Below are 19,516 nucleotides of genomic sequence, written 5' to 3'. Positions count from 1 at the left end.
ACATTGGGCAGGCACCCCGCGAGCATTTTCGGCACGAAGTCGATGTCAATTCGTCGCCCGCGGAACCAGAGGCTGATTTTTCCTCACCGTTGCAAGAGACTTCGGCCGAAGAACCATGTAACGCTCTGGTGAGCTTCGGTGCCGTAGCCTACCGTCCGACCGGCCTGCTGCCGAACCCATGACGGTTGGACGAATGGCCTAGGCCGGTGGTGCCCGGGCGGGAGAGATCGGTGCTTGCTCAAGACTTCATGGCCTTCCACGAGGCGTCCCGGCGCAACGGCATCATCCTGTCGTTCGGCGGCGACCTGTCCGAGAACGTCCTGTTCTCCCTCGGCGAGGTGCTGAAGCTGCGCATGCAGCAGGGAGCCGCCGACGCCACGGTGTCGAAGCGCGTCTTCTCGATCTTCGTCGAGCAGGCCCAGAACGTGATCCGCTACTCCGCCGACAAGCTCGTGCCGCCGGGCGCCCCCCAGGGCGGGATGGTGAGCGCCGGCCTGATCGTGGTCGGCGTCGAGAACGGGCGCTTCTTCGTCGCCTGCGGCAACGAGGTGCCGGGCGAGCACGTCCCGGCCCTGCGCGCCCGGCTCGACCACATCGTCGGGCTGTCGGGCGAGGAATTGAAACACTACTACCGCGAGCGGCTGCGCCAGCCCGCCGACGAGGGCAGCCTCGGCGGCAGCATCGGACTGATCGAGATCGCCCGGCGCTCGAGCGCCCCGGTCGAGTACGACTTCCAGGCCCGCGGCGACGACCGCAGCTTCTTCTGCCTCAAAGCCTTCATCTGAAGCACCCGACGATGGACCGGATCCAGATCCCCGCCACCAGCCGCTCGCCGCTGGTCGACTTCGACTTTCCCGCCGGCCGCCTGGCCTTGCGCGGCGAATCCTACCCCGAGGACGCCGCCGCCTTCTACGGCCCGCTGCTCCAGGCCCTGCGCGGCCATCTGGAGGACGGCGACGGCCCGCTGACCTTCGAGGTCGCCCTGTCGTACTTCAACTCGTCGAGCGCCAAGGCCTTGATGAACCTGTTCATGCCGCTCGAGGACGCCGCCGGGGAGGGCCGCGACGTGACGGTCCGCTGGCTCTACGCCGAGGGCGACGACACCATCGCGGAGGCCGGCGAGGATTTCGCCGCCGACTTCTCGCACGCCCGGTTCGAGATGGTGCAGGAGACGGCGGCATGACGAACGGCGTGACGGGCAGGCCGGCTCCGGAGCCCGCGGTGATGACGGACGGCGACGCCCCCCCGGAGCCCGAGGCGCATCCCCCGGAGGGCGGGCGCGGCGAGCCGCGCGGGCGCACGCGCGCCGGCAACGTTTTCAGCCTGTTCGACAACGAGGAGGCCGTCCTCGACCGGACCGAGGTGATGCTGACCCAGCTCGCCGCGGTGGCGGACGGGGTCAAGGTGCTGGCCGAGGCCTATCGCCGGGGCTACCGCGAGCAGCGCCGGCTGGTGCGCCTGAGCGACCGGATGCAGGCCGACCTGCAGAACGCCAACAAGCGCCTGGCCGACCAGCAGCGCGACCTGCAATCCCTGAACGTCGCGCTGTCGGGCGAGATCGAGACCAGCGCCCGCCTGGAGGCGGAGTTGCGCCGCCTGGCCGACACCGACCCGCTGACCGGGGCGCTGGCCCGCCGGCGCTTTCTCGAGGTCTGCGCCCGGGACTGGCCGCGGCGCGACGACCAGTCGGCCTGCCTCCTGATGCTCGACATCGACCGGTTCAAGCTCGTCAACGACAGCCACGGTCACGCCGCGGGCGACGCGGCGCTGATCGCCTTCGTCACCGCCTGCCGCTCGGCCCTGCGCTCCCTCGACACGATCGGGCGGCTCGGCGGCGAGGAATTCGCGGTGCTGCTCGTCGGGACGGGGATCGAGGACGGGGCGGCGGTGGCCGAGCGGATCCGCGCCGCCGTGGCGGCGATGCCGGTCGCGGCCGAGGCCGGGCCGATCGGCATCACGGTCAGCATCGGGCTCGCCGCCGCCGGGCCCGGGGAGACCCTGCAGGACGCGATGCGCCGGGCCGACGCGGCGCTCTACGCCGCCAAGCATGGCGGCCGCAACCGGGTGGAGCTGGCCCCGTCAGTCCCGGCGGCGACCGCCCGGTGAGCGGCGAGACCCTCGACACCGCCGCTCCGGGCGGCCCCCGCCGCGGCGGCTCGCTGCGGGGGGCCGGGCCCCTGCGCCGCGGCGATGCGCCGGCCGGTCCCGGCGTCACCGGGGTGCCGACGACGCAGGATGGCGGCGCCGACACGATGCGCCCGGGGGCGCTGCGCGGCGCCGCCCGGGGCCGCAACCTCGACGGCCTCGCCCACACCCTGTTCCTGCGGCTGTCGCCGGTGATCGCCGCCCTGGTGCTGCTGACCCAGGTGGTGATCGCCTGGGTCAATTACGGCGACCAGATCCGCCTCTCGGGCGAGCGCGCCCAGACGATGGCCGACATGACCGCCCGGGCGCTGTCGCGCCCGGACTGGACCACGTCCTACGGCCCGTCGCTCCAGGCGCTCGGCCTCGATCCCGGCTTCCGTTACGCGGTCCTGCGCGACGGGACCGGCGGCGTAGTGGCCCGCCTCGGCGAGGAGCCGCGGGGCCGCAACTTCGAGCGCATCCAGGTCTCGGCGGAGATCGAGGGCGGCGTCGGCGCGCCGGCCGCGGGCGGCACGCCCCCCGGCAGCCTGACCCTTGTGCTGTCGGCCGAGGGCTTGCGGGCCAATGCCGAGAAGCAGTTCGTGATGGTGCTGGGCGCCAGCCTGGTGCTGATCCTGGCCTTCGCCCTCGCCCTGCGGGTCGCGGTGCGCCGCCACGTCCTGGCTCCCCTCGCGCACCTGCACGCCGCGATGGGCCGGGTCGAGCGGAAGGACTGGGCGACGGTGGACCTCGCCGGCCGCCGGCGGCCGAGCCGCGAGATCGCCGACATCTCGGCGGCCTTCAACCGGATGGTCGAGGGCCTGCGGAGCGGCGACGAGGCGCGCCACCTGCTCGCCGAGCTCGAACGCACCCACGGGCAGCTCGCCGAGGCCAACGGCCTAGTGATGGAGAGCCTGGGCTATGCCCGACGCATCCAGCAGGCGGTGCTGCCCGGGCCCGAGGCCCTGCGGCACTCCGGCCTCGACCTCGCGGTGCTGTGGGAGCCGCTGCACGTCGTCGGCGGCGATTACTTCTGGGTCGAGGAGATCGACGGGCTCACGGTCGTCGTGGTGGCCGATTGCACCGGCCACGGCGTGCCCGGCGCCTTCCTGACCCTGATCGTGGCGACCGCCCTCGACCGGATCCTGCACGACCGGGCCCTGCGCGCGCCCGACGCGATCCTGGCCGCCCTCGACGCGGCGGTGCGGGGGCGGCTGCGGCAGGCCGGGGACGGGGCGAGCGGCTCCGACGACGGGCTCGATTGCGGCGTCTGCGTCGTCGACCGGGCGGCGCGCACCCTGCATTTCTCGGGAGCGGGCCTCGCCCTCACGGTCCTGTCGGGCGGCACGATCACCCGGATCAAGGGCCGGCGCCACGGCCTCGGCTACCGGCCGACCGGCCGGGAGGAGACGCTCGCCGCGACGGTGCTGGCACTCGAGGGCGGCGAGACCTTCTTCCTGATGACCGACGGGGTCAGCGACCAGATGGGCGGCGCCTCGCGCCGGCTCCTCGGTCACCGGGGCGTCGCCGGGATCCTGCTGCGGCACCGGGACCTGCCGCTCGCCGGGCAGGTGGCGGCGCTGGAACGCGACCTCGCGGACCATCGCGGACCCGAGCCGCGCCGGGACGACATGGCCCTGGTGGCATTCCGGCCTGTCCTGACTGAGCCTGTCCTGACGTGAGACGGGCGGGGATCCCGTGGGGAGCCCCGCCCGGTTCGTCGGATGCCGATCGCGAGCGATCGGGGGCCGATCAGAAGCGGCAGATCCGGCGCGGCCCGTACGGGGTCGGGCGGATGAAGCAGCGGCGGCCGTAGACCCGCGGTGGACCGAAGTAGCGGCGGCCATACATCGGCCGGCAGCGGCCCCAGGGTCCGCGGGCGAAGCCCGGGCCGCAGCCCTGGGCGACCTGCGTCACCGGCGCCTCGGGGGCGAGCAGGCCCGAGAGGCCGGGGCCGGCCGGGGCGGCGCTCGCGGGGGCGGCCGCGAGGCCGCCGAACGCCAGGGCGGCGAGGCCGGCGATCTTCCAACGCATCAGCATGCGGATGGTCCTCCGTATGGTCCGTGACGGTATCCGTGGAGCGGGCGGCGCCGGGTTCGGCCGCCGCGCCGAGCCGACACAACCGGGAATGCGCCGTTCTGTTCCCGTGCCTTCGTCGCCGGCCTCGAAAAAGGCGCCCGGCCCCGTGTCGACAAGCCGCGACCGTTCCTGTAAGGGAGCCGGCAACTCACAACAGGACGCCGAAATCCTGACGCCTGACCCCATGCCGGGGCGCGGCGGCGACGGCAGGAGTTTGACAATGAACATCATCCAGCAGCTCGAGCAGGAGCAGATCGCTCAGCTCAACAAGACGATCCCCGACTTCGAGCCCGGCGACACGGTCATCGTGAACGTCAAGGTGAAGGAAGGCGAGCGCAGCCGCGTCCAGGCCTACGAGGGCGTCGTGATCGCCCGCTCCGGCGGCGGCATCAACGAGAGCTTCACCGTCCGCAAGATCTCGTACGGCGAGGGCGTCGAGCGCGTCTTCCCGGTCTACTCGCCGAACATCGATTCGATCAAGGTCGTGCGTCGCGGCAAGGTGCGTCGCGCCAAGCTGTACTACCTGCGCGATCGTCGCGGCAAGTCGGCCCGTATCGCCGAGCGCGCCGAGCGCGGCGCCGAGAAGGGCAAGACCAAGAAGAGCGCGAAGCCCGCCGCCGCGGAGTAAGTCTCTCTGCGGGTCACCGCGAGGACGTCACAGCACGAACGAGAAGGCCGCCTCCCCTGCCGGGTCGAGGCGGCCTTCTTCGTTTGCGGGCCGGCTCAGCGCTCGCCGCGCCACCGGCGGACGAGCCGGTTCCACCTGTCCTCGAGCCAGCGCGCCGCGCGCTCGAGAGACGGCTTCATGCCGGGGATGTCCTCGCTCAGGAGCGCGAGCCCGAGCGGCAGCATCCACAGTCCGAAGACCGGCAGGATCGCCAGGAAGCCGCCGAGGATCAGCAGCACGGCCGCCGGAATCCGTACCCAGCGCCGCGACGGCGCCCGCAGCCAGGACACGGAATCCGCCACCCGCCGCGGCAGGAGTTCGAGCAGCCGGGCGATCCGGTCGTCCCAGGCCTTGGCGAGGACGTCCTTACCACTCAGGGGCGGCGTGCCGGTCGTCGCGGGCGGGAGGGGGCGTGTCGTGATGTCGTCTCTGGTCATGATCGGGAACAAATGGACCGGACGGGCCAACGGTTCCGCGAGGGCCCACCGAAGCTGCGAGGCCGCGCCGCATTGCCGGCCCCCGGGCCCCGTCCTAGCTTCCCCGTCATGGAGATACCCGGCGAGAGATGCGGCGCGGCGGAGGGCGGTGACACCCCGGCGCCGGGCACCCTGCAGGTCCGCGTCGTCCAGCGCATCGGCGAGATCGCGGCGGCGGACTGGGACCGTTGCGCCCACTCCGCCGAATCGATGGCGGGGGCGGGCGAGAGCCACAACCCCTTCGTCAGCCACGCCTTCCTGTCGGCGCTGGAGGATTCGGGCTGCGTCGGCGGCCGCACCGGCTGGGTCCCGCTGCACGTCGCCGCCGAGCGCGACGGCCGAGTGATCGGCTACGCGCCCTGCTACCTGAAGTCCCACTCGCAGGGCGAGTACGTGTTCGACCACGGCTGGGCCGACGCGTTCGAGAGGGCGGGCGGGCGCTACTACCCCAAGCTCCAGGTCAGCGTGCCGTTCACCCCGGTGACCGGCCCCCGCTTCCTAATCGCCCCGGGCGAGGACGCGGACGAGGCCACCGCCGCCCTCGTCGCCGGCCTGCGCGCCCTGCGCCGGCAGGTCGAGGCCTCCTCGATCCACGCGACCTTCCTGCCCGAAGCCGAGGCGGAGCGGGCCGGGGCGCTCGGCTTCCTGCGCCGGGTCGACCAGCAGTTCCACTGGGACAACGACGGCTACACGACCTTCGAGGATTTCCTCGGGGCGCTCGCCTCGCGCAAGCGCAAGGCGATCAAGCGCGAGCGCCGCGACGCCCTCGCCTCCGGGATCACCATCGATTGGGTCACCGGCGCCGACCTGACCGAGGCGCATTGGGACGCCTTCTACCGGTTCTACGTGGATACCGGCTCGCGCAAATGGGGCCGGCCCTACCTCAACCGGCGCTTCTTCTCGCTCATCGGCGAGCGGATGCCGGAGCGGATCCTGCTGGTGATGGCCCGGCGCGAGGGGCAGTACGTGGCCGGCGCCATCAACCTGATCGGCGACCGCGCCCTCTACGGTCGCAACTGGGGCTGCATCGAGGATCATCCGTTCCTGCATTTCGAGGTCTGCTACTACCAGGCGATCGATTTCGCGATTCGTCACGGCCTCGCCCGGGTCGAGGCGGGCGCGCAGGGCGAGCACAAGCTCGCCCGCGGCTATCGCCCGGTGATCACGCACTCGGCCCACGACATCGCCGATTCCGGCCTGCGGGCGGCCATCGCCGACTACCTGCGGCGCGAGGCGCGCCACGTCGCGGCGGCGGCCGAGGAGCTCGACGCGGCAACGCCGTTCCGGCGCGGCGAGGACTAACAAATACCGGCCCGGAGACCCCGAGCCATGCATCCGCGCGCCTGGACTCGCGCGCCGGGGGCCTTGAGGATGCGGGCCGTCCGGCCCGAGGGCGCGTCCCCGGGTCCTTCCGTCCGGAGCATTTTGGCCGCATGTCCCCGATCGACCGCATCTCCGCCGACCTCGACGCCCTCACGGCCATCCGGCGCGACCTGCACGCCCATCCCGAGCTCGGCTTCGAGGAGGTGCGCACCTCCGGTATCGTGGCGGAAAAACTCGCCTCCTGGGGGATCGAGGTCCATCGCGGAATCGGCCGCACCGGCGTCGTCGGCGTCCTGACCGGCCGCGGAACGAGCGCGCGCCGCATCGGGCTGCGCGCCGACATGGACGCGCTGCCGATCGAGGAGGCGACCAACCTCCCCTACCGCTCGACCGTGCCGGGCAAGATGCACGCCTGCGGCCATGACGGCCACACCACGATGCTGCTCGGCGCCGCCAAGTACCTCGCCGAGACCCGCGATTTCGACGGGACCGCGGTGTTCATCTTCCAGCCTGCCGAGGAAGGCTTGGGCGGCGCCCGCGCCATGCTGGCCGACGGGCTTTTCTCGCGCTTTCCCTGCGACGAGGTCTACGGCCTGCACAACAACCCGGGCGGGCGCGTCGGCGAATTGTCGGTGCGGGCCGGCGCCGCGATGGCGGCGGCCGACTTCTTCGACATCCGCATCGTCGGCCGCGGCGCCCACGGGGCGCAGCCACACCGCGGCGTCGATCCGGTGGTGGTCCAGGCCGCCCTGGTCCAGGCGCTCCAGACGATCGTCAGCCGCAACGCCGACCCGCTGCAATCGGCCGTGCTCTCGATCACCCAGGTCCATGCCGGGGCGGCCTACAACGTGATCCCGGAGGAGGCCCACCTCGCCGGCACGATCCGCACCTTCGACGACGACATCCGCGCTCTGGTGGCCAAGCGCATGCGCGAGATCGCGGCCGGCATCGCGGCGACCTTCGGGGCCGAGATCGTCGTCGACATCCGCAACATCTTCTCGGTGCTGCGCAACAGCGAGGCCCAGACGCGGGCCGCCGCCGAGATCGCCACCGAGCTGTTCGGCGCGGCCAAGGTCGACACCGCGCCCGAGCCCAAGATGGGCAGCGAGGACTTCGCCGACATGCTGCTCGCCGTGCCGGGCGCCTATGCCTGGCTCGACGGCAAGGGCGGGGCGGCCGTCCACAACGCGGCCTACGACTTCGACGACGCGATCATCCCGCTCGGCGCGGCCTACCTCGCCCGGCTGGTCGAGCGGCGCTCGGCGGCGTGACAAGGGGCCGGACCCGCTGCCCCCGCGGCGGGTCCGGCCTCGCCGTCCGTCCGGCACCGTGCCGGCGCCTCCGCCGGCAGGGCCTTGCCGGCAGCCCCCCTCGCCGGAAATGAGCGGTTGCGCCGGGGTGCCGTCCTGCCGCAGGAGCAGGCCCGGAACGCCGCCGAGGGAGCGTCGGCCCCGGCCCGCGCTCCCACGAGCTCGCAGCGACACGGGATTTCGAGATGACCGACACCGCCTACGATCCCCAGAACATCTTCGGCAAGATCCTGCGCGGCGAGGTGCCGTGCCACAAGGTCTACGAGGACGACCACGTCGTCGCCTTCATGGACGTGATGCCCCAGGCCGACGGGCACACCCTGGTGGTTCCCAAGGTCCCGAGCCGCAACCTGCTCGACGCGGACCCGGCGACGCTCGGGGCCCTCTACGCCGCCGTGCAGCGCGTGGCCCGGGCCGCCAAGGCGGCCTTCGCGGCCGACGGCGTCGCGGTCTACCAGTACAACGAAGCGGCGGCCGGACAGACCGTCTTCCACCTCCATGTCCACGTCCTGCCCCGGCACGAGGGCGCCGCGCCGCGCCGCCACGTCGAGGGCATGGCCGATCCGGCCGTGCTGGCGGCCCACGCCGAGCGGCTCCGCGCGGCTCTGGCCGGCTGACGGGAACCGGGCCGGAATCGGGAGCTTGCCCCAGACACGCGAGAGGCCGGGCGGCGGCATGCACGGGACGGGAATGCGCGACGATCCGGGGCGGGGCCGCTTCGAGCTCGAGGTGGACGGCGAGGTCGCCTATGCCGACTATCGCCGCCGGCCCGGCGCCCTCGTCATCGCCTACGTGTACGCGCCGCCGGCCCTGCGCGGCACCGGCACCGCCGACCGGCTGATGCGGGCGGTCGCCGAGACCGCGCGGGCGGAGGGCCGGCAGATCGTCCCGCTCTGCGGCTACGCGGCGTCGTGGCTGCGCCGCCACCGCGACCTGCCGGGCTGACACCCGACCCGGAAGATCACAGCCGAATTGGGTGTCACAAGCCCACGCGGGTGGAGCCGCAGGCTCCACACGCTTGAGCGACGCCGATTTCCGCATCGCGACGCGATCAGGCGGAAATCGTCAGAGACTTCACCCCACCATGTCGAGGGGCGGCGCCAGGCCGTCCGGCAGCGGGCAGCGATAGGGCGTACGGGAGAGGCGCTCGGCGTGGTCGGCCTTGGCGCGGGCGAGGAGATCTGGGTCGCGCAGGACGTCGACCGCCGTTCCGGCCATCGCCTTGGCGACGTGGACCATCCCCTTGTGCGCCGCGGGGTTCGTGCCCTGGGCGGTCATCTGCCAGGAATGGCCCGGGGTGCCGATGGCGTAGGTGGCGCCCCGCGCCTGCACGGTCGGCACCGCCCAGCTCACGTCGCCGACATCGGTCGAGCCCATCATCCGCTCGCCGACAGCCCGCAGCGGCACGATCGCGTCGCAGAGCGGCGCGTCGGTCACCGGCATGCCGAAGCGGCGATGGGCCGAGACGATGTCCTCTTCCGTCAGCGTCGCCCGGATCTTGTCCGCGAAGGCCCGGTCCTCGGTGTCGAAGGGCGGGGGGCCGAGGCGCATCAGGTTGGCGTGCATCGCCTCCTCGAGCGGCGGGTTCGCGAGCAGGTTCGACATCGCGCTCACCACCCGGCTCGTCACGGTGGTCTCGGTCATCAGGGCGGCGCCCTGGGCGATCCGTTCCACCCGGGCCGCGAGGTCGAGGAGGCTCGGCAGGTCGGCGGCGCGCACGAGGTAGCGCACGGTGGCGCTCGCCTGGACGACGTTGGGGGCGATGCCGCCGGCATTGAGATAGGCGTAATGCACCCGCGCGTCGCTCGGCATGTGCTCGCGCAGGTAGTTGACGCCGACATTCATCAGTTCGACCGCGTCGAGGGCCGAGCGCCCGAGATGGGGGGCGGCCGCCGCGTGCGAGGCCTTGCCGACGAAGGCGAAGTCGATGAGCTGGATCGCCAGGGAGACCGGCTCCCAGATCGCCACGAACGGGCCCGGATGCCAGGTGATCGCCACGTCGACGTCGGAAAATACGCCGTCGCGCACCATGAAGGTCTTGGCGGCGCCGCCCTCTTCCGCCGGGCAGCCGTAGTAGCGCACGCGGCCGGGCAGGCCCTCCCGGGCGAGCCAGTCCTTGACGGCGGTGGCGGCGAGCAGCGCCCCGGCGCCGAGCAGGTTGTGGCCGCAGCCATGGCCGGCGCCCTCCCCCGGACGCGGCCGGTGCTCGGCCACGCCCGCCTCCTGGCTCAGGCCCGGCAGCGCGTCGTACTCGCCCAGGATCGCGATGACGGGACCGCCCTCCCCGGCCTCGCCCATCATGGCGGTCGGGATGCCGTCGATGCCCTCGGTCACCCGGAAGCCCTGGGCGCGCAGCATGGCGGTGTGCTCGGCCGCGGAGCGCACTTCCTGGAAGTTGAGCTCCGGCATCTCCCAGACCCGGTCGGAGAGAGCCACGAACGCCGCCGCGTGCTCCTCGACGTGCCGCCAGATCGCCTCGCTGTTGTGCATGTTTCCTCGTGCCCCGGGGCTGTTGTGCAGGTTTGCCCCGTCCCTTGTCGCACGATGGGGGCCGGGCGCCATGCGCCCGGCTCGCCCCTGGAATGCGCCCCGTTAGCTCCTGGCCGCCGCGCGCCGCGCCAGTGCCCGGTCGAGGAAGCCGAGCCGGTCCTGGCCCCAGAACAATTCGCCGTCGAGCACGAGGGTCGGCGAGCCGAACACGCCGAGCGCCTCGGCCTCCTCGCCGTTGCGGCGGTACCGGGCCTGCACGGCCTCGCTGCCCTCGGCCGCCACCAGGGCGGCGCCGTCGTAGCCGTTGTCGTCGGCGATGGCCCTGCGCACCGCCGGGTCGGCGATGTCGCGCTCCTCCGCCCACAGCGCGCGCAGGATGGCGTGCGAGAGCGGAAAGGCGTCGAGCCCGGCGGCCTGCGCGGCGATGACCGTCCAGCCGGCATGCTTGTTCCAGTTCGGCGCCGGGTTCTCCATCGGGTAGTGGCGCGGCGTCACGTTGAGCGGCAGGCCGAGATAGTCGCGCCAGCGGGCGAGCTCGACGGCATGATAATCGCGTCGCGGCTGCGGCCGGGTCCGGATCGGCACGCCGCCGGTCTTGGGCACCACCTCCTGGAAGTCGAAGGGCTTGAGCACCAGCCGGGCGCGGTGGCGGCGCACGATGTCCTGGAGCCGCGGCCCGCCGAGATAGGCCCAGGGCGAGGACAGGCTGTAGAAGCAGGACAGATCGGGCATCGGGACCTCCAGGATTGGCACGGGCATGGATACACGGGCATGGATATCGACCAGGACAGCGCGGCCGTGAAGGGACTAACACTCCTCGCCGCCGAGGTACGGCGCGACCTCGCCCGCCTGAACCACCCCCCCGCCCGCTGGACCCTGCCGGTCGACGGACCGGACGGGCGCCCGGCCCTCGACGTGCTGGTGGTCGGCGCCGGGATGTGCGGCCAGACCGCCGCCTTCGCGCTGCTGCGCGAGGGGATCTCGAACCTGCGGGTGATCGACCAGGCGCCCCGGGGCGCCGAGGGGCCGTGGGGCACGTTCGCCCGGATGGAGACCCTGCGCTCGCCCAAGCACCTGACGGGGCCGGATCTCGGCATCCCCTCCCTCACCTTCCGGGCTTGGTGGGAGGCGCAAGCCGGCGAGGCGGGCTGGGCCGACCTCTACAAGATCCCGCGCCTCGACTGGCTGCGCTACCTGTTGTTCGTGCGCGATACCGTCGGCATCCCGGTCGAGAACGACACCCGCCTCCTGCAGCTCTGGCCGGCAACCGGGCTGATCGGGGCGCGGATCGACGGGCCGGCCGGGCCCGAGACCCTGTATGCCCGCAAGGTGGTGCTCGCCGCAGGCCGCGACGGGTCCGGCGGACGTCGGATGCCGCCCTTCGCCACCGGCGGCGCGGGCCGCCTGTTCCATTCCTCCGACCCGATCGACTTCGCGCGCTTCCGGGGCGGCCGCGTCGCGGTGCTGGGCGCCTCGGCCTCGGCGATCGACAACGCCGCGACGGCGCTGGAAGCCGGGGCCGCCGCGGTGACGCTGTTCGTGCGCCGCTCGCGGTTTCCCCAGGTCAACAAGTCGAAATGGGCCGCCTTCCCGGGCTTCCTGCGCGGCTACGCCGCCCTCGACGACGCCAGGCGCTGGGCCTTCACCACCTACCTGATGGGCGAGGGCACGCCGCCGCCTCACGAATCGGTGCTGCGCTGCACCCGCCACCCGAACTTCGCGGTGCGGTTCGGCGAGAGCTGGACCGGAATCGAGGAGGTGCCCGACGGTCTCGTGGTCGAGACGGGCCGAGGCCGCTACCCGGTCGACGCCGCCGTGGTGGCGGTGGGCTTCGACATCGACCTGACGCGGCGCCCGGAGCTCGACCGCTTCCGCGACGCGGTGCTGACCTGGGGCGAGCGCGTCCCGGCCGCCGAGGCCGAGGCGCACCCGGAGGCCGCCCGCTTCCCCTATCTCGGCGACGGGATGCAGATGCTGGAGCGAGTGCCCGGCCGGTTGCCGGAACTGGGCCTGCTGCACGTCTTCAACTGGGGCGTCAGCCTGAGCCACGGCGCGCTCGCCGGCGACATCCCGGGCCTCGGCATCGGGGCGACGCGGCTGGCCCAGGCGCTGGTGCGCGACCTCTTCGTGTCGCAGGCCGATGCCCATTTCCCCCGCATGGTGGCGCACGAGGATGCGGAGCTGGAGCCGACGCCGTTCTTCGTCGCCCGGGAGGCGCGGTGAGGCGCCCTCCCCGCTCCGGTCAGGGCAGCGGCGCCTTCGCCGGGGGCTTGCCGCTGATCAGCGCCATCGTGGCCTCGTCGCGCTCGGAGATCAGCCGGGCGCCGCGCTGGAAGCTGACATAGGCCCAGAGCCAGCGCAGGGTGACGACGAGCCGGTTGTGAAAGCCGACCAGCAGGTAGACGTGGGCGACGCCCCAGACCAGCCAGGCGAGGAAGCCCTTCAGCTTGACGTGGTCCCACTGCACCACGCCGGCATTGCGCCCGATGATCGCCAGGTTGCCGCGGCTGCGGAAGCGGAACGGCTGTGGCGCCCGGCCGTGCAGGATGCGCTCGCGCAGCGAGCGGCCGAGGTAGCGGCCCTGCTGGTCGGCGACCTGGGCGAGGCCCGGCAGGGACGTGCCGTCCTCGGCCTTGGCCTGGGCGAGGTCGCCGAGCGCGTAGACGCCCGGGCGGCCGATCACCGCGAGGTCCGGCCCGACCGGGACGTGGCCCTGGCGCGTCGTCTCGACCCCGAGCCACGCGCCGGCGGGCGAGGCGCGCACGCCCGCGCGCCCCAGACCACGGTGGCGGCCGGGATCAGCCGGCCCTGCACGGTGATGCCGGCCTCCGACACGTCCTCGACCGCGTGGTCGGTCAGCACCGTGACGCCGAGGCGCTCGAGCGCCTGGCGGCTGTAGGCCGACAGGTCCTCCGAGAAGGTGCCGAGGATCCGGGGAGCCGCCTCGATCAGGAGGATGCGGGCCCGCTTCGGATCGATGCGGCGGAAATCCTGCGACAGGGCGTGGTGGGCGAGCCCCGCGATGGCGCCGGCCATCTCCACCCCGGTCGGCCCGCCGCCGATCACCGCGAAGGTCAGCAGCCGCTCGCGGGCGGCCGGGTCGTCCTCGCGCTCGGCCGCCTCGAAGGCGAGCAATACCCGGGCCCGGATCCGGCGGGCGTCGTCGAGGGTCTTGAGGCCCGGCGCGTAGCGCTCCCATTCGGGGTGGCCGAAATAGCTGTGGGTGGCCCCCGTCGCCAGGACCAACGTGTCGTAGGGTATGCGGGTACCGTCGCGCAGGATCGCGGCGCGGCCCTCGACGTCGATGCCCTCGACCTCGCCCATCAGCACGCGGACGTTGCGGTCCCGGCGCAGGATCGCCCGGATCGGCTCGGCGATCTCGCCCGGTGCGATGACCGCGGTGGCGACCTGGTAGAGCAGCGGCTGGAAGAGGTGGTGGTTGCGCCGGTCGATCAGCGTGACCTCGATGCCCTCCGCGCCGCCGAGGCCGCGCGCCGTGGTGAGCCCGCCGAAGCCTCCGCCGACGATCACCACCCGGTGCGGGCCGGAGGACGGCACGCGCAGGCCCGTCGCGTCGGCGCCGGGCACGGGTCCGGACACCTCTTCCGGACCGTGAAGGGGCGCGGACTCGACGGGAGAGCGGTTCGGGATCTCGGTCATGCGGTCTCTCTGGGCCCTCGGGATCCGGGTGGCGGGCGGCCTCGCCGGCAAGACCGCGCGGCGGGAACCGCGGGCGAGTCGCTGCGGGGAACCTTGCCGGGGCGCCTCTCTACCCCAAGGTTATCAGACCGCAACCCGGCGAGTAGCCCCCGTGATGGCGGAGCCGGCAGGTCCATCCACCGGGATCGGCCGGATTCCGACCGGGGAGCGGGCCGGGCGAACCATCGGCCCGCGGTTTATTCTACAGATATAAACTGTGTAAATCGGCTTACCTCGACGGCACGCCGGATTTGGGCTACCCGTGCGGCGGAACACGAGCCCCCAAGGGAGAGACATCGCATGGCCGACGCCACCGCCACTTCGGAATCCGGCCGCACGATCGGCCACGGCCGGGTCTACGACTCGATCACCGAGACCATCGGCAACACCCCGCTGGTGCGCCTCAACCGCCTCGCCAAGGAGCGCGGGATCGACGCCGAGATCCTGCTGAAGCTCGAGTTCTTCAACCCGATCGCCTCGGTGAAGGACCGCATCGGCGTCAACATGATCGACGCCATGGAGGCCTCGGGCGTGCTGAAGCCCGGCGGCACCCTGGTGGAGCCGACCTCCGGCAATACCGGCATCGCGCTCGCCTTCGTGGCCGCCGCCCGCGGCTACCGGCTGATCCTGGTGATGCCCGAGACGATGTCGCTCGAGCGGCGCAAGATGCTGGCCTATCTCGGGGCCGAGCTGGCGCTGACCCCCGGCCCGCAGGGCATGAAGGGCGCGATCGCCAAGGCCGAGGAACTCCTCAAGGAGATCCCGGGCGCGATCATGCCCCAGCAGTTCAACAACCCGGCCAACCCCGAGATCCACCGCAAGACCACCGCGGAGGAGATCTGGGCCGACACGCATGGCCAGCTCGACGCCTTCGTGGCGGGCGTGGGCACCGGCGGCACCATCACGGGCGTCGGCCAGGTGATCAAGCAGCGCCTGCCGTCGCTGCGCGTCGTCGCGGTCGAGCCGGAGGATTCCCCGGTCCTGTCCGGCGGCCAGCCCGGCCCGCACAAGATCCAGGGCATCGGCGCCGGCTTCGTGCCGGGCGTGCTCGACCGCGGCGTGATCGACGAGGTGGTGACGGTCTCCAACCAGACCGCCTTCGACACCGCCCGCCTGCTCGCCCGGATCGAGGGCATCCCCGGCGGCATCTCCACCGGCGGCAACGTCGCGGCGGCGCTCGAGATCGCGGCCCGGCCCGAGTTCAAGGGCAAGCGCATCGTCACGGTCGCGTGCTCGTTCGCCGAGCGCTACATCTCGTCGGCGCTGTTCGAGGGCCTCTGAGGCGTCCCCGGCGGGGCCTCACGGCCCCGCCGCATCGTCCGGATTCCGGGAATCAGGCGACGAGTTCGGGCAGCTCGGTCCGGCGCCCCTCCTCGCAGGCGCCGCGGCGAAACAGAGCGGCGCAGCGCGATTCGCGGTGCACGCTCAGGATCGAGGCCCGGTCGATGTCCGGGTTGTCGGCGAGGATGCGGCGCACGTCCTCGACGAGGCGTCCATAGCGCCCGGCATCGAAGCCGCTCTCCAGGGGGCTGACCGCGATATAGGCTTCCACCACCAGGACCTTCTCGGCCTTGTCGCGGGAGACCTCCGCGGCGATCCAGGCGGATTTCACGAGGCGGTTCGGGTTGACCATCGGCGTACCTCCGTTCCGGGCGGACCGCTCTGCGGCGGCTTCATCCACCCCGAGACTGCGGCAAGACGCGCACGCTGCCAATACCCCGGGCGCCGCAACCGGACGAATGGACGCAACGGCACCATGCGCCATGCACATGGAACAGCGAAAATTTTGTGCCATCCGACATGATTTCGGCACCGCACATCCCGCATTGCAAAAGAATCCGGCGGTCATTCGGCGCCGGGTAGCGGCCGCACACCCCATCGAAACGACCCTGGACGCGGTGCTGGTCTTTCGGGTGTTCGCGGACCGGAAGGTCGGACGACCAGGGTTGTGCGAAATCGGGGCTCAGGCCGCCCCGCGCTCCTTCAACCCCGTCTCCGACCAGAGCGACGCGCTCACCTCGACCCGGTTGCGGCCGTTGCGCTTGCAGCGGTAGAGCGCCGCATCGGCCCGGCCGACCAGGCTGTCGGTGCTCTCGCCCGGGGCCAGGGTGGCGACCCCGAACGAGCAGGTGCGGGTGCCGGCCTCCGGCAGGGCCGTCTCCTCGACGCGCTGGCGCAGGCGCTCGGCCAGGGCGACCGCCGCGGCGAGGTCGGTGTCGGGGCACAGCAGCATGAACTCCTCGCCGCCCCAGCGGCCGAGGATGTCGGTCGGCCGCACCGCGTCGCGCAGCAGGCCCGCGAAGGCGATCAGGACCTGGTCGCCGACCTTGTGGCCGTGGCGGTCGTTGACCGACTTGAAGTTGTCGATGTCGCCGAGGATCAGCGAGAGCGGCCGCTCCCGGTCCTCGGTCGCCTCCGCCAGGGCCTCGTCGAGCTTGCGCCGGTTGAACAGGCTGGTGAGGAGGTCGGTATGGGCCAGGGTCTCGAGGTCGCGGGTGCGCTCGGCGATGCGGTCCTGGAGCGTCGCGTTCATCTCGCGCAGGTCGCGCATCAGGGCGGCGTTCTCCTCGAACGACCACCGCAGCCGGTCGCGCATGGTGTTGAGCGCGCCGGCGAGCGCGTGCAGTTCGTTGCGGCCCCCCGCCTCGATCATCAGCGGCGGCGCCCCGAGGGAATCGGCGTCCATCCGGGCGAGGTAGTCGCGGATCTGGCCGAGCGGCCGGCCGACCATGGTGCGGATCACCAGGTAGAAGATGAACCACAGCATGACCGACTTGATCGCCGAGTTGATCAGGATCACGTACAGCGTGTTCTTGACCTGCTCGATCGCGATGCTGTCGTCGGAATGAACGGTCCAGGAGCCGATCGGGTAGATGCGGCCGTTCTCGTCGGTGTGGACGACCGGGAAGGTGCGGCTGAACGGCGTGCCGAAGGGCCGGGCGGCCAGCTTCGCCTCCTCGTTGCGGCCGACGGGCCAGACCGCGCCGGCCTCGTCCGTGAAGGTGCCGGTCGCCTGGACGCGCCGTCCGGCCTCGTCGCGCACCTCGACCCCGACGACCGCCGGGATCTCCTGCATGCCCGCCAGGATGCCGCGCAGCACCTCGGCGTTGTAGCGCCACATCGCGTCCTCGATGCCGGGCGTGAAGGTGCGCTGGAGAGCCGCCACGTCGTCCTGGAGGCGCTGGCTCGCCGCCCGGTAGGCGACCATCATCTGCACGGCCGTCAGGCCGACCGCGACGATCACGTAGCAGCCGAAGATCACCCGCATCAGGCGGCCGGCGAGGGCCCGGTCCCGGGAGGAGGGACCGCCGTCGAGGACCGCACGGATGGAGCGAAGGATCGTCATGCCCTGGACCCGGCTTCGAACAAGATGAGGCAACAAGAGGGCGGTCGCGGGACGAGCCGCGTCATGCCGGTGACGACGGTTCTCCCCTACCATGACTTCCCGTGCGAGTCCCGTCCGGCCCGGTCGTGCGAGACTCGCGTGAGACCTTCAAGATCGAGTTAATCGTACACGAACGACGTCGCCGTCCGATCGCCGTCGACCTGCGTCCCCAGCCCGCGCGACCGGTCCGATGCGGAGATGCGCTGCGTCAGGCGCGTGGGCGCTAACCAGACTTGCGTTGGCAAGCCAACGCTTCGTCCGCTTAGGTCATTGTTTTGTCGCAGATTTTTGCCGCAAAACCGGTGGCCACTTTTGCGAAATCTGCTTAGAGGGGCGACGCCCCGCGATCCCGCGATCGACCCCTGCCGGTCAGGCGAGCCACGCGACGAGGAGCGAGACGGTCACCACCGAGGCAAGGTGCGAGAGCAGGATCGCCCCGGAGGTCACGCCGGCCTCGAGCCCGTAGAGCTTGGCGAGCGTGAACGGGCCGGAGCCGATCGGCAGCGCGCTGAGCAGCACCGCCGCCCGCGCCCAGAGGTCGGGCACGGCGAAGACCTGGTAGACGAGGAGCGCCGTCACCGCCGGCTGCAGCACCAGCTTGAGGACGACGAGCACGGCCATCGGTCGGATGTCGGAGAGCACCACCCGCTCCTGGGCGAGGAAGAGCCCGATGCAGACGAGGGCGCAGGGCGAGGCCGCGCCCCCGAGGAGCGTGGCGAAGCGCTCGACCGGCCCGGGCACCGGCGTCCCGGTGAGGCCGACCGCCAGCCCGGCGAGGGGCGCGATCAGCAGCGGGTTGCGCAGGAGCGCCAGCACGACCTTGCGGGCGGTGCCCGAGCCCGCCCCCTTCTGCAGGTCGAGCTCGATCACCACGATCGCGAACAGGAACAGCACGCAGGCGGTGAACAGGGTGGCGATGACCGCGGCCGGCAGGCTCGCCGGCCCGAAGACCAGCAGGCAGAGCGGGATGCCCATGAAGCCGACATTGCTGTAGCCGGCATCCAGCCCCTCGATGCAGGCCTGGGCCGGCCGCAGGGACCGGCCGAGGCCGAGCAGGAAGGCGGCCGCGAAGGCCGCCGCGATGCCGCCCGCGAAGGCCGCCGCGAAGCCGAGCTGGGCGACCTGGGCGGGGGTGATCTTCGCCATCGCGCCGAACATCAGGGCCGGCAGCGCCAGGTATATCGCGAAGCGGTTCAGGCTGTCGGCCGCCGCCGGGCCGAACAGGGCGGTGCGGCCCGACAGGAACCCGGCCAGGATCAGGGCGAAGATCGGGAGGGCGGCGTTGAGGACGGCCTGCATCGGGGAAGCGCCGGGACCGGGCGAGGCGCCGGCGAGAGCCGCTTTGGTGCAGGGGCGCGACCGGCGCAAGGGCGTGAGCCCTGCGCCGGTCGCGGGGCGAGGTCCCGCCGCCGGAGGGCGGCGAAATGCGGGGGCGACGGGTCGGCCCTCGATCGGACTCTTGGTCCGACTCTTGGTTCGACCTTGGATCAGCCCTGGTTGCCGAAGCCGAAGGTGGTGTCGCCCGGGGCCGCGCGACCCTCGAGCGCGCCGTATTGCAGGTAGTGCAGCATCGGGTCGACCTTCGACCGCGCCACGTCGCCGTTCGTCGCAAGGTAGGCCGTGGTGTCGAACCCCTTCGACGGGTCGCGGCCCTCCTTCCAGCCGTAGAGGTCGTAGTGCAGCAGCGGGTCGACGCCCGCCGCCTTCACGTCGCCATAGGCGTTGAGGTAGCCCTTGGTGTCGAACACCGCGTCGGGGTTGCGCCCCTCCTTCCAGCCGTAGAGCTGGTAGTGGTCGTAGGCGAAGGCGAACGGGTCGCGCCCCGAACTCGTCGCCGCCCGCGCCACGTCGAGGTTCGACAGCAGGTAGTACTCGGCGTCGAAGCCCGGATGCGCCCCGAGGTCGGCGGCCTTGCCGATGGCGGCGTAGATCTCGCGGCCCTCGCCCTGGCCGTAGAGGAGGT

The 19,516-nt window shown here is 72.2% G+C and carries 18 protein-coding genes and 2 pseudogenes; 11 read left to right on the top strand and 9 right to left on the bottom strand.

The features are described 5' to 3' along the window. Positions 1 to 230: 230 nt before the first annotated feature. The 4 genes from BMX97_RS23980 to BMX97_RS23965 are packed head-to-tail and all read left to right on the top strand — an operon-like array spanning position 231 to position 3,806. Entirely contained in the window at positions 231 to 785 is a 555-nt protein-coding gene (locus tag BMX97_RS23980; protein WP_053220788.1) for a SiaB family protein kinase, read from the top strand. Between the two features lie 11 nt (positions 786 to 796). After that, on the top strand, positions 797 to 1,183 hold the full coding sequence (locus BMX97_RS23975) for a DUF1987 domain-containing protein (RefSeq protein WP_091753733.1): 387 nt from the start codon (positions 797 to 799) through the stop codon (positions 1,181 to 1,183). After that, positions 1,180 to 2,106, top strand: a complete 927-nt coding sequence (locus tag BMX97_RS23970; RefSeq protein ID WP_244538615.1) for a GGDEF domain-containing protein — start codon at positions 1,180 to 1,182, stop codon at positions 2,104 to 2,106. Before BMX97_RS23975 ends, BMX97_RS23970 begins: the two co-directional genes overlap by 4 nt. Further along, the gene (locus BMX97_RS23965; protein WP_244538614.1) at positions 2,103 to 3,806 is read left to right on the top strand and encodes a SpoIIE family protein phosphatase; all 1,704 of its coding nucleotides are present in this window, start codon (positions 2,103 to 2,105) and stop codon (positions 3,804 to 3,806) included. Before BMX97_RS23970 ends, BMX97_RS23965 begins: the two co-directional genes overlap by 4 nt. Positions 3,807 to 3,876: 70 nt before the next feature. Here BMX97_RS23965 and BMX97_RS23960 read toward each other — a convergent pair whose 3' ends face one another. Then, complete coding sequence (locus BMX97_RS23960; RefSeq protein WP_244538613.1) at positions 3,877 to 4,164, bottom strand: GCG_CRPN prefix-to-repeats domain-containing protein; 288 nt, start codon at positions 4,162 to 4,164, stop codon at positions 3,877 to 3,879. 259 nt (positions 4,165 to 4,423) lie between these two features. On the opposite strand from BMX97_RS23960, the gene rplS reads away from it, so the two are divergent. Then, positions 4,424 to 4,831, top strand: a complete 408-nt coding sequence (rplS, locus tag BMX97_RS23955; protein WP_091753732.1) for a 50S ribosomal protein L19 — start codon at positions 4,424 to 4,426, stop codon at positions 4,829 to 4,831. 95 nt (positions 4,832 to 4,926) lie between these two features. On the opposite strand, the gene BMX97_RS23950 is transcribed toward rplS, so the two are convergent. Next, complete coding sequence (locus tag BMX97_RS23950) at positions 4,927 to 5,307, bottom strand: hypothetical protein (protein ID WP_244538612.1); 381 nt, start codon at positions 5,305 to 5,307, stop codon at positions 4,927 to 4,929. A gap of 108 nt (positions 5,308 to 5,415) precedes the next feature. Between BMX97_RS23950 and BMX97_RS23945 the strand changes: the two genes are divergently transcribed. The 4 genes from BMX97_RS23945 to BMX97_RS23930 all read left to right on the top strand — a co-directional run bounded on the left by BMX97_RS23945 (position 5,416) and on the right by BMX97_RS23930 (position 8,924). Further along, entirely contained in the window at positions 5,416 to 6,648 is a 1,233-nt protein-coding gene (locus BMX97_RS23945) for a GNAT family N-acetyltransferase (RefSeq protein WP_091753731.1), read from the top strand. A gap of 131 nt (positions 6,649 to 6,779) precedes the next feature. Beyond that, positions 6,780 to 7,940 (top strand): M20 aminoacylase family protein, encoded by a 1,161-nt coding sequence (locus tag BMX97_RS23940; protein ID WP_091753730.1) that lies wholly within the window; start codon positions 6,780 to 6,782, stop codon positions 7,938 to 7,940. A gap of 224 nt (positions 7,941 to 8,164) precedes the next feature. Further along, positions 8,165 to 8,596 (top strand): HIT family protein, encoded by a 432-nt coding sequence (locus tag BMX97_RS23935; protein ID WP_091753729.1) that lies wholly within the window; start codon positions 8,165 to 8,167, stop codon positions 8,594 to 8,596. A 73-nt stretch (positions 8,597 to 8,669) separates the two neighbouring features. Further along, the gene (locus BMX97_RS23930) at positions 8,670 to 8,924 is read left to right on the top strand and encodes a GNAT family N-acetyltransferase (RefSeq protein WP_091753728.1); all 255 of its coding nucleotides are present in this window, start codon (positions 8,670 to 8,672) and stop codon (positions 8,922 to 8,924) included. Positions 8,925 to 9,053: 129 nt separating this feature from the next. Here BMX97_RS23930 and BMX97_RS23925 read toward each other — a convergent pair whose 3' ends face one another. Then, positions 9,054 to 10,469 carry a M20 family metallopeptidase gene (locus tag BMX97_RS23925; protein ID WP_091753727.1) on the bottom strand — a complete coding sequence of 472 codons (1,416 nt, stop codon included), beginning with the start codon at positions 10,467 to 10,469 and terminating at the stop codon, positions 9,054 to 9,056. 102 nt (positions 10,470 to 10,571) lie between these two features. Then, complete coding sequence (locus tag BMX97_RS23920; RefSeq protein WP_091753726.1) at positions 10,572 to 11,201, bottom strand: 2-hydroxychromene-2-carboxylate isomerase; 630 nt, start codon at positions 11,199 to 11,201, stop codon at positions 10,572 to 10,574. A 39-nt stretch (positions 11,202 to 11,240) separates the two neighbouring features. Here BMX97_RS23920 and BMX97_RS23915 point away from each other — a divergent pair, with 39 nt between their 5' ends. Continuing rightward, positions 11,241 to 12,692: an NAD(P)-binding domain-containing protein gene (locus BMX97_RS23915; protein ID WP_091753725.1), complete on the top strand. Its 1,452-nt coding sequence runs from the start codon at positions 11,241 to 11,243 to the stop codon at positions 12,690 to 12,692. Positions 12,693 to 12,711: 19 nt separating this feature from the next. Here BMX97_RS23915 and BMX97_RS23910 read toward each other — a convergent pair. After that, positions 12,712 to 14,027, bottom strand: a pseudogene (locus BMX97_RS23910) (NAD(P)/FAD-dependent oxidoreductase). A gap of 441 nt (positions 14,028 to 14,468) precedes the next feature. Here BMX97_RS23910 and cysK point away from each other — a divergent pair. After that, a complete protein-coding gene (gene cysK, locus BMX97_RS23905; RefSeq protein ID WP_060849889.1) occupies positions 14,469 to 15,449 on the top strand; it encodes a cysteine synthase A in 981 nt (326 codons plus the stop codon). A gap of 52 nt (positions 15,450 to 15,501) precedes the next feature. Here the strand turns inward: cysK and BMX97_RS23900 are convergent, their stop codons facing one another. The 4 genes and pseudogenes from BMX97_RS23900 to BMX97_RS33140 all read right to left on the bottom strand — a co-directional run. After that, complete coding sequence (locus BMX97_RS23900; RefSeq protein WP_091753724.1) at positions 15,502 to 15,801, bottom strand: hypothetical protein; 300 nt, start codon at positions 15,799 to 15,801, stop codon at positions 15,502 to 15,504. 330 nt (positions 15,802 to 16,131) lie between these two features. Next, positions 16,132 to 17,514: a GGDEF domain-containing protein gene (locus BMX97_RS23895; RefSeq protein WP_177202336.1), complete on the bottom strand. Its 1,383-nt coding sequence runs from the start codon at positions 17,512 to 17,514 to the stop codon at positions 16,132 to 16,134. 408 nt (positions 17,515 to 17,922) lie between these two features. Further along, entirely contained in the window at positions 17,923 to 18,852 is a 930-nt protein-coding gene (locus BMX97_RS23890; protein ID WP_091753722.1) for an AEC family transporter, read from the bottom strand. 188 nt (positions 18,853 to 19,040) lie between these two features. Further along, a pseudogene (locus tag BMX97_RS33140) lies at positions 19,041 to 19,516 on the bottom strand (alkaline phosphatase); the annotation flags it as partial.

It is taken from the genome of Methylobacterium sp. ap11 (assembly GCF_900110515.1).
GTDB classification, from domain to species: Bacteria; Pseudomonadota; Alphaproteobacteria; order Rhizobiales; family Beijerinckiaceae; genus Methylobacterium; species Methylobacterium ajmalii.
This window is presented reverse-complemented; position numbering and strand designations above follow the sequence as displayed.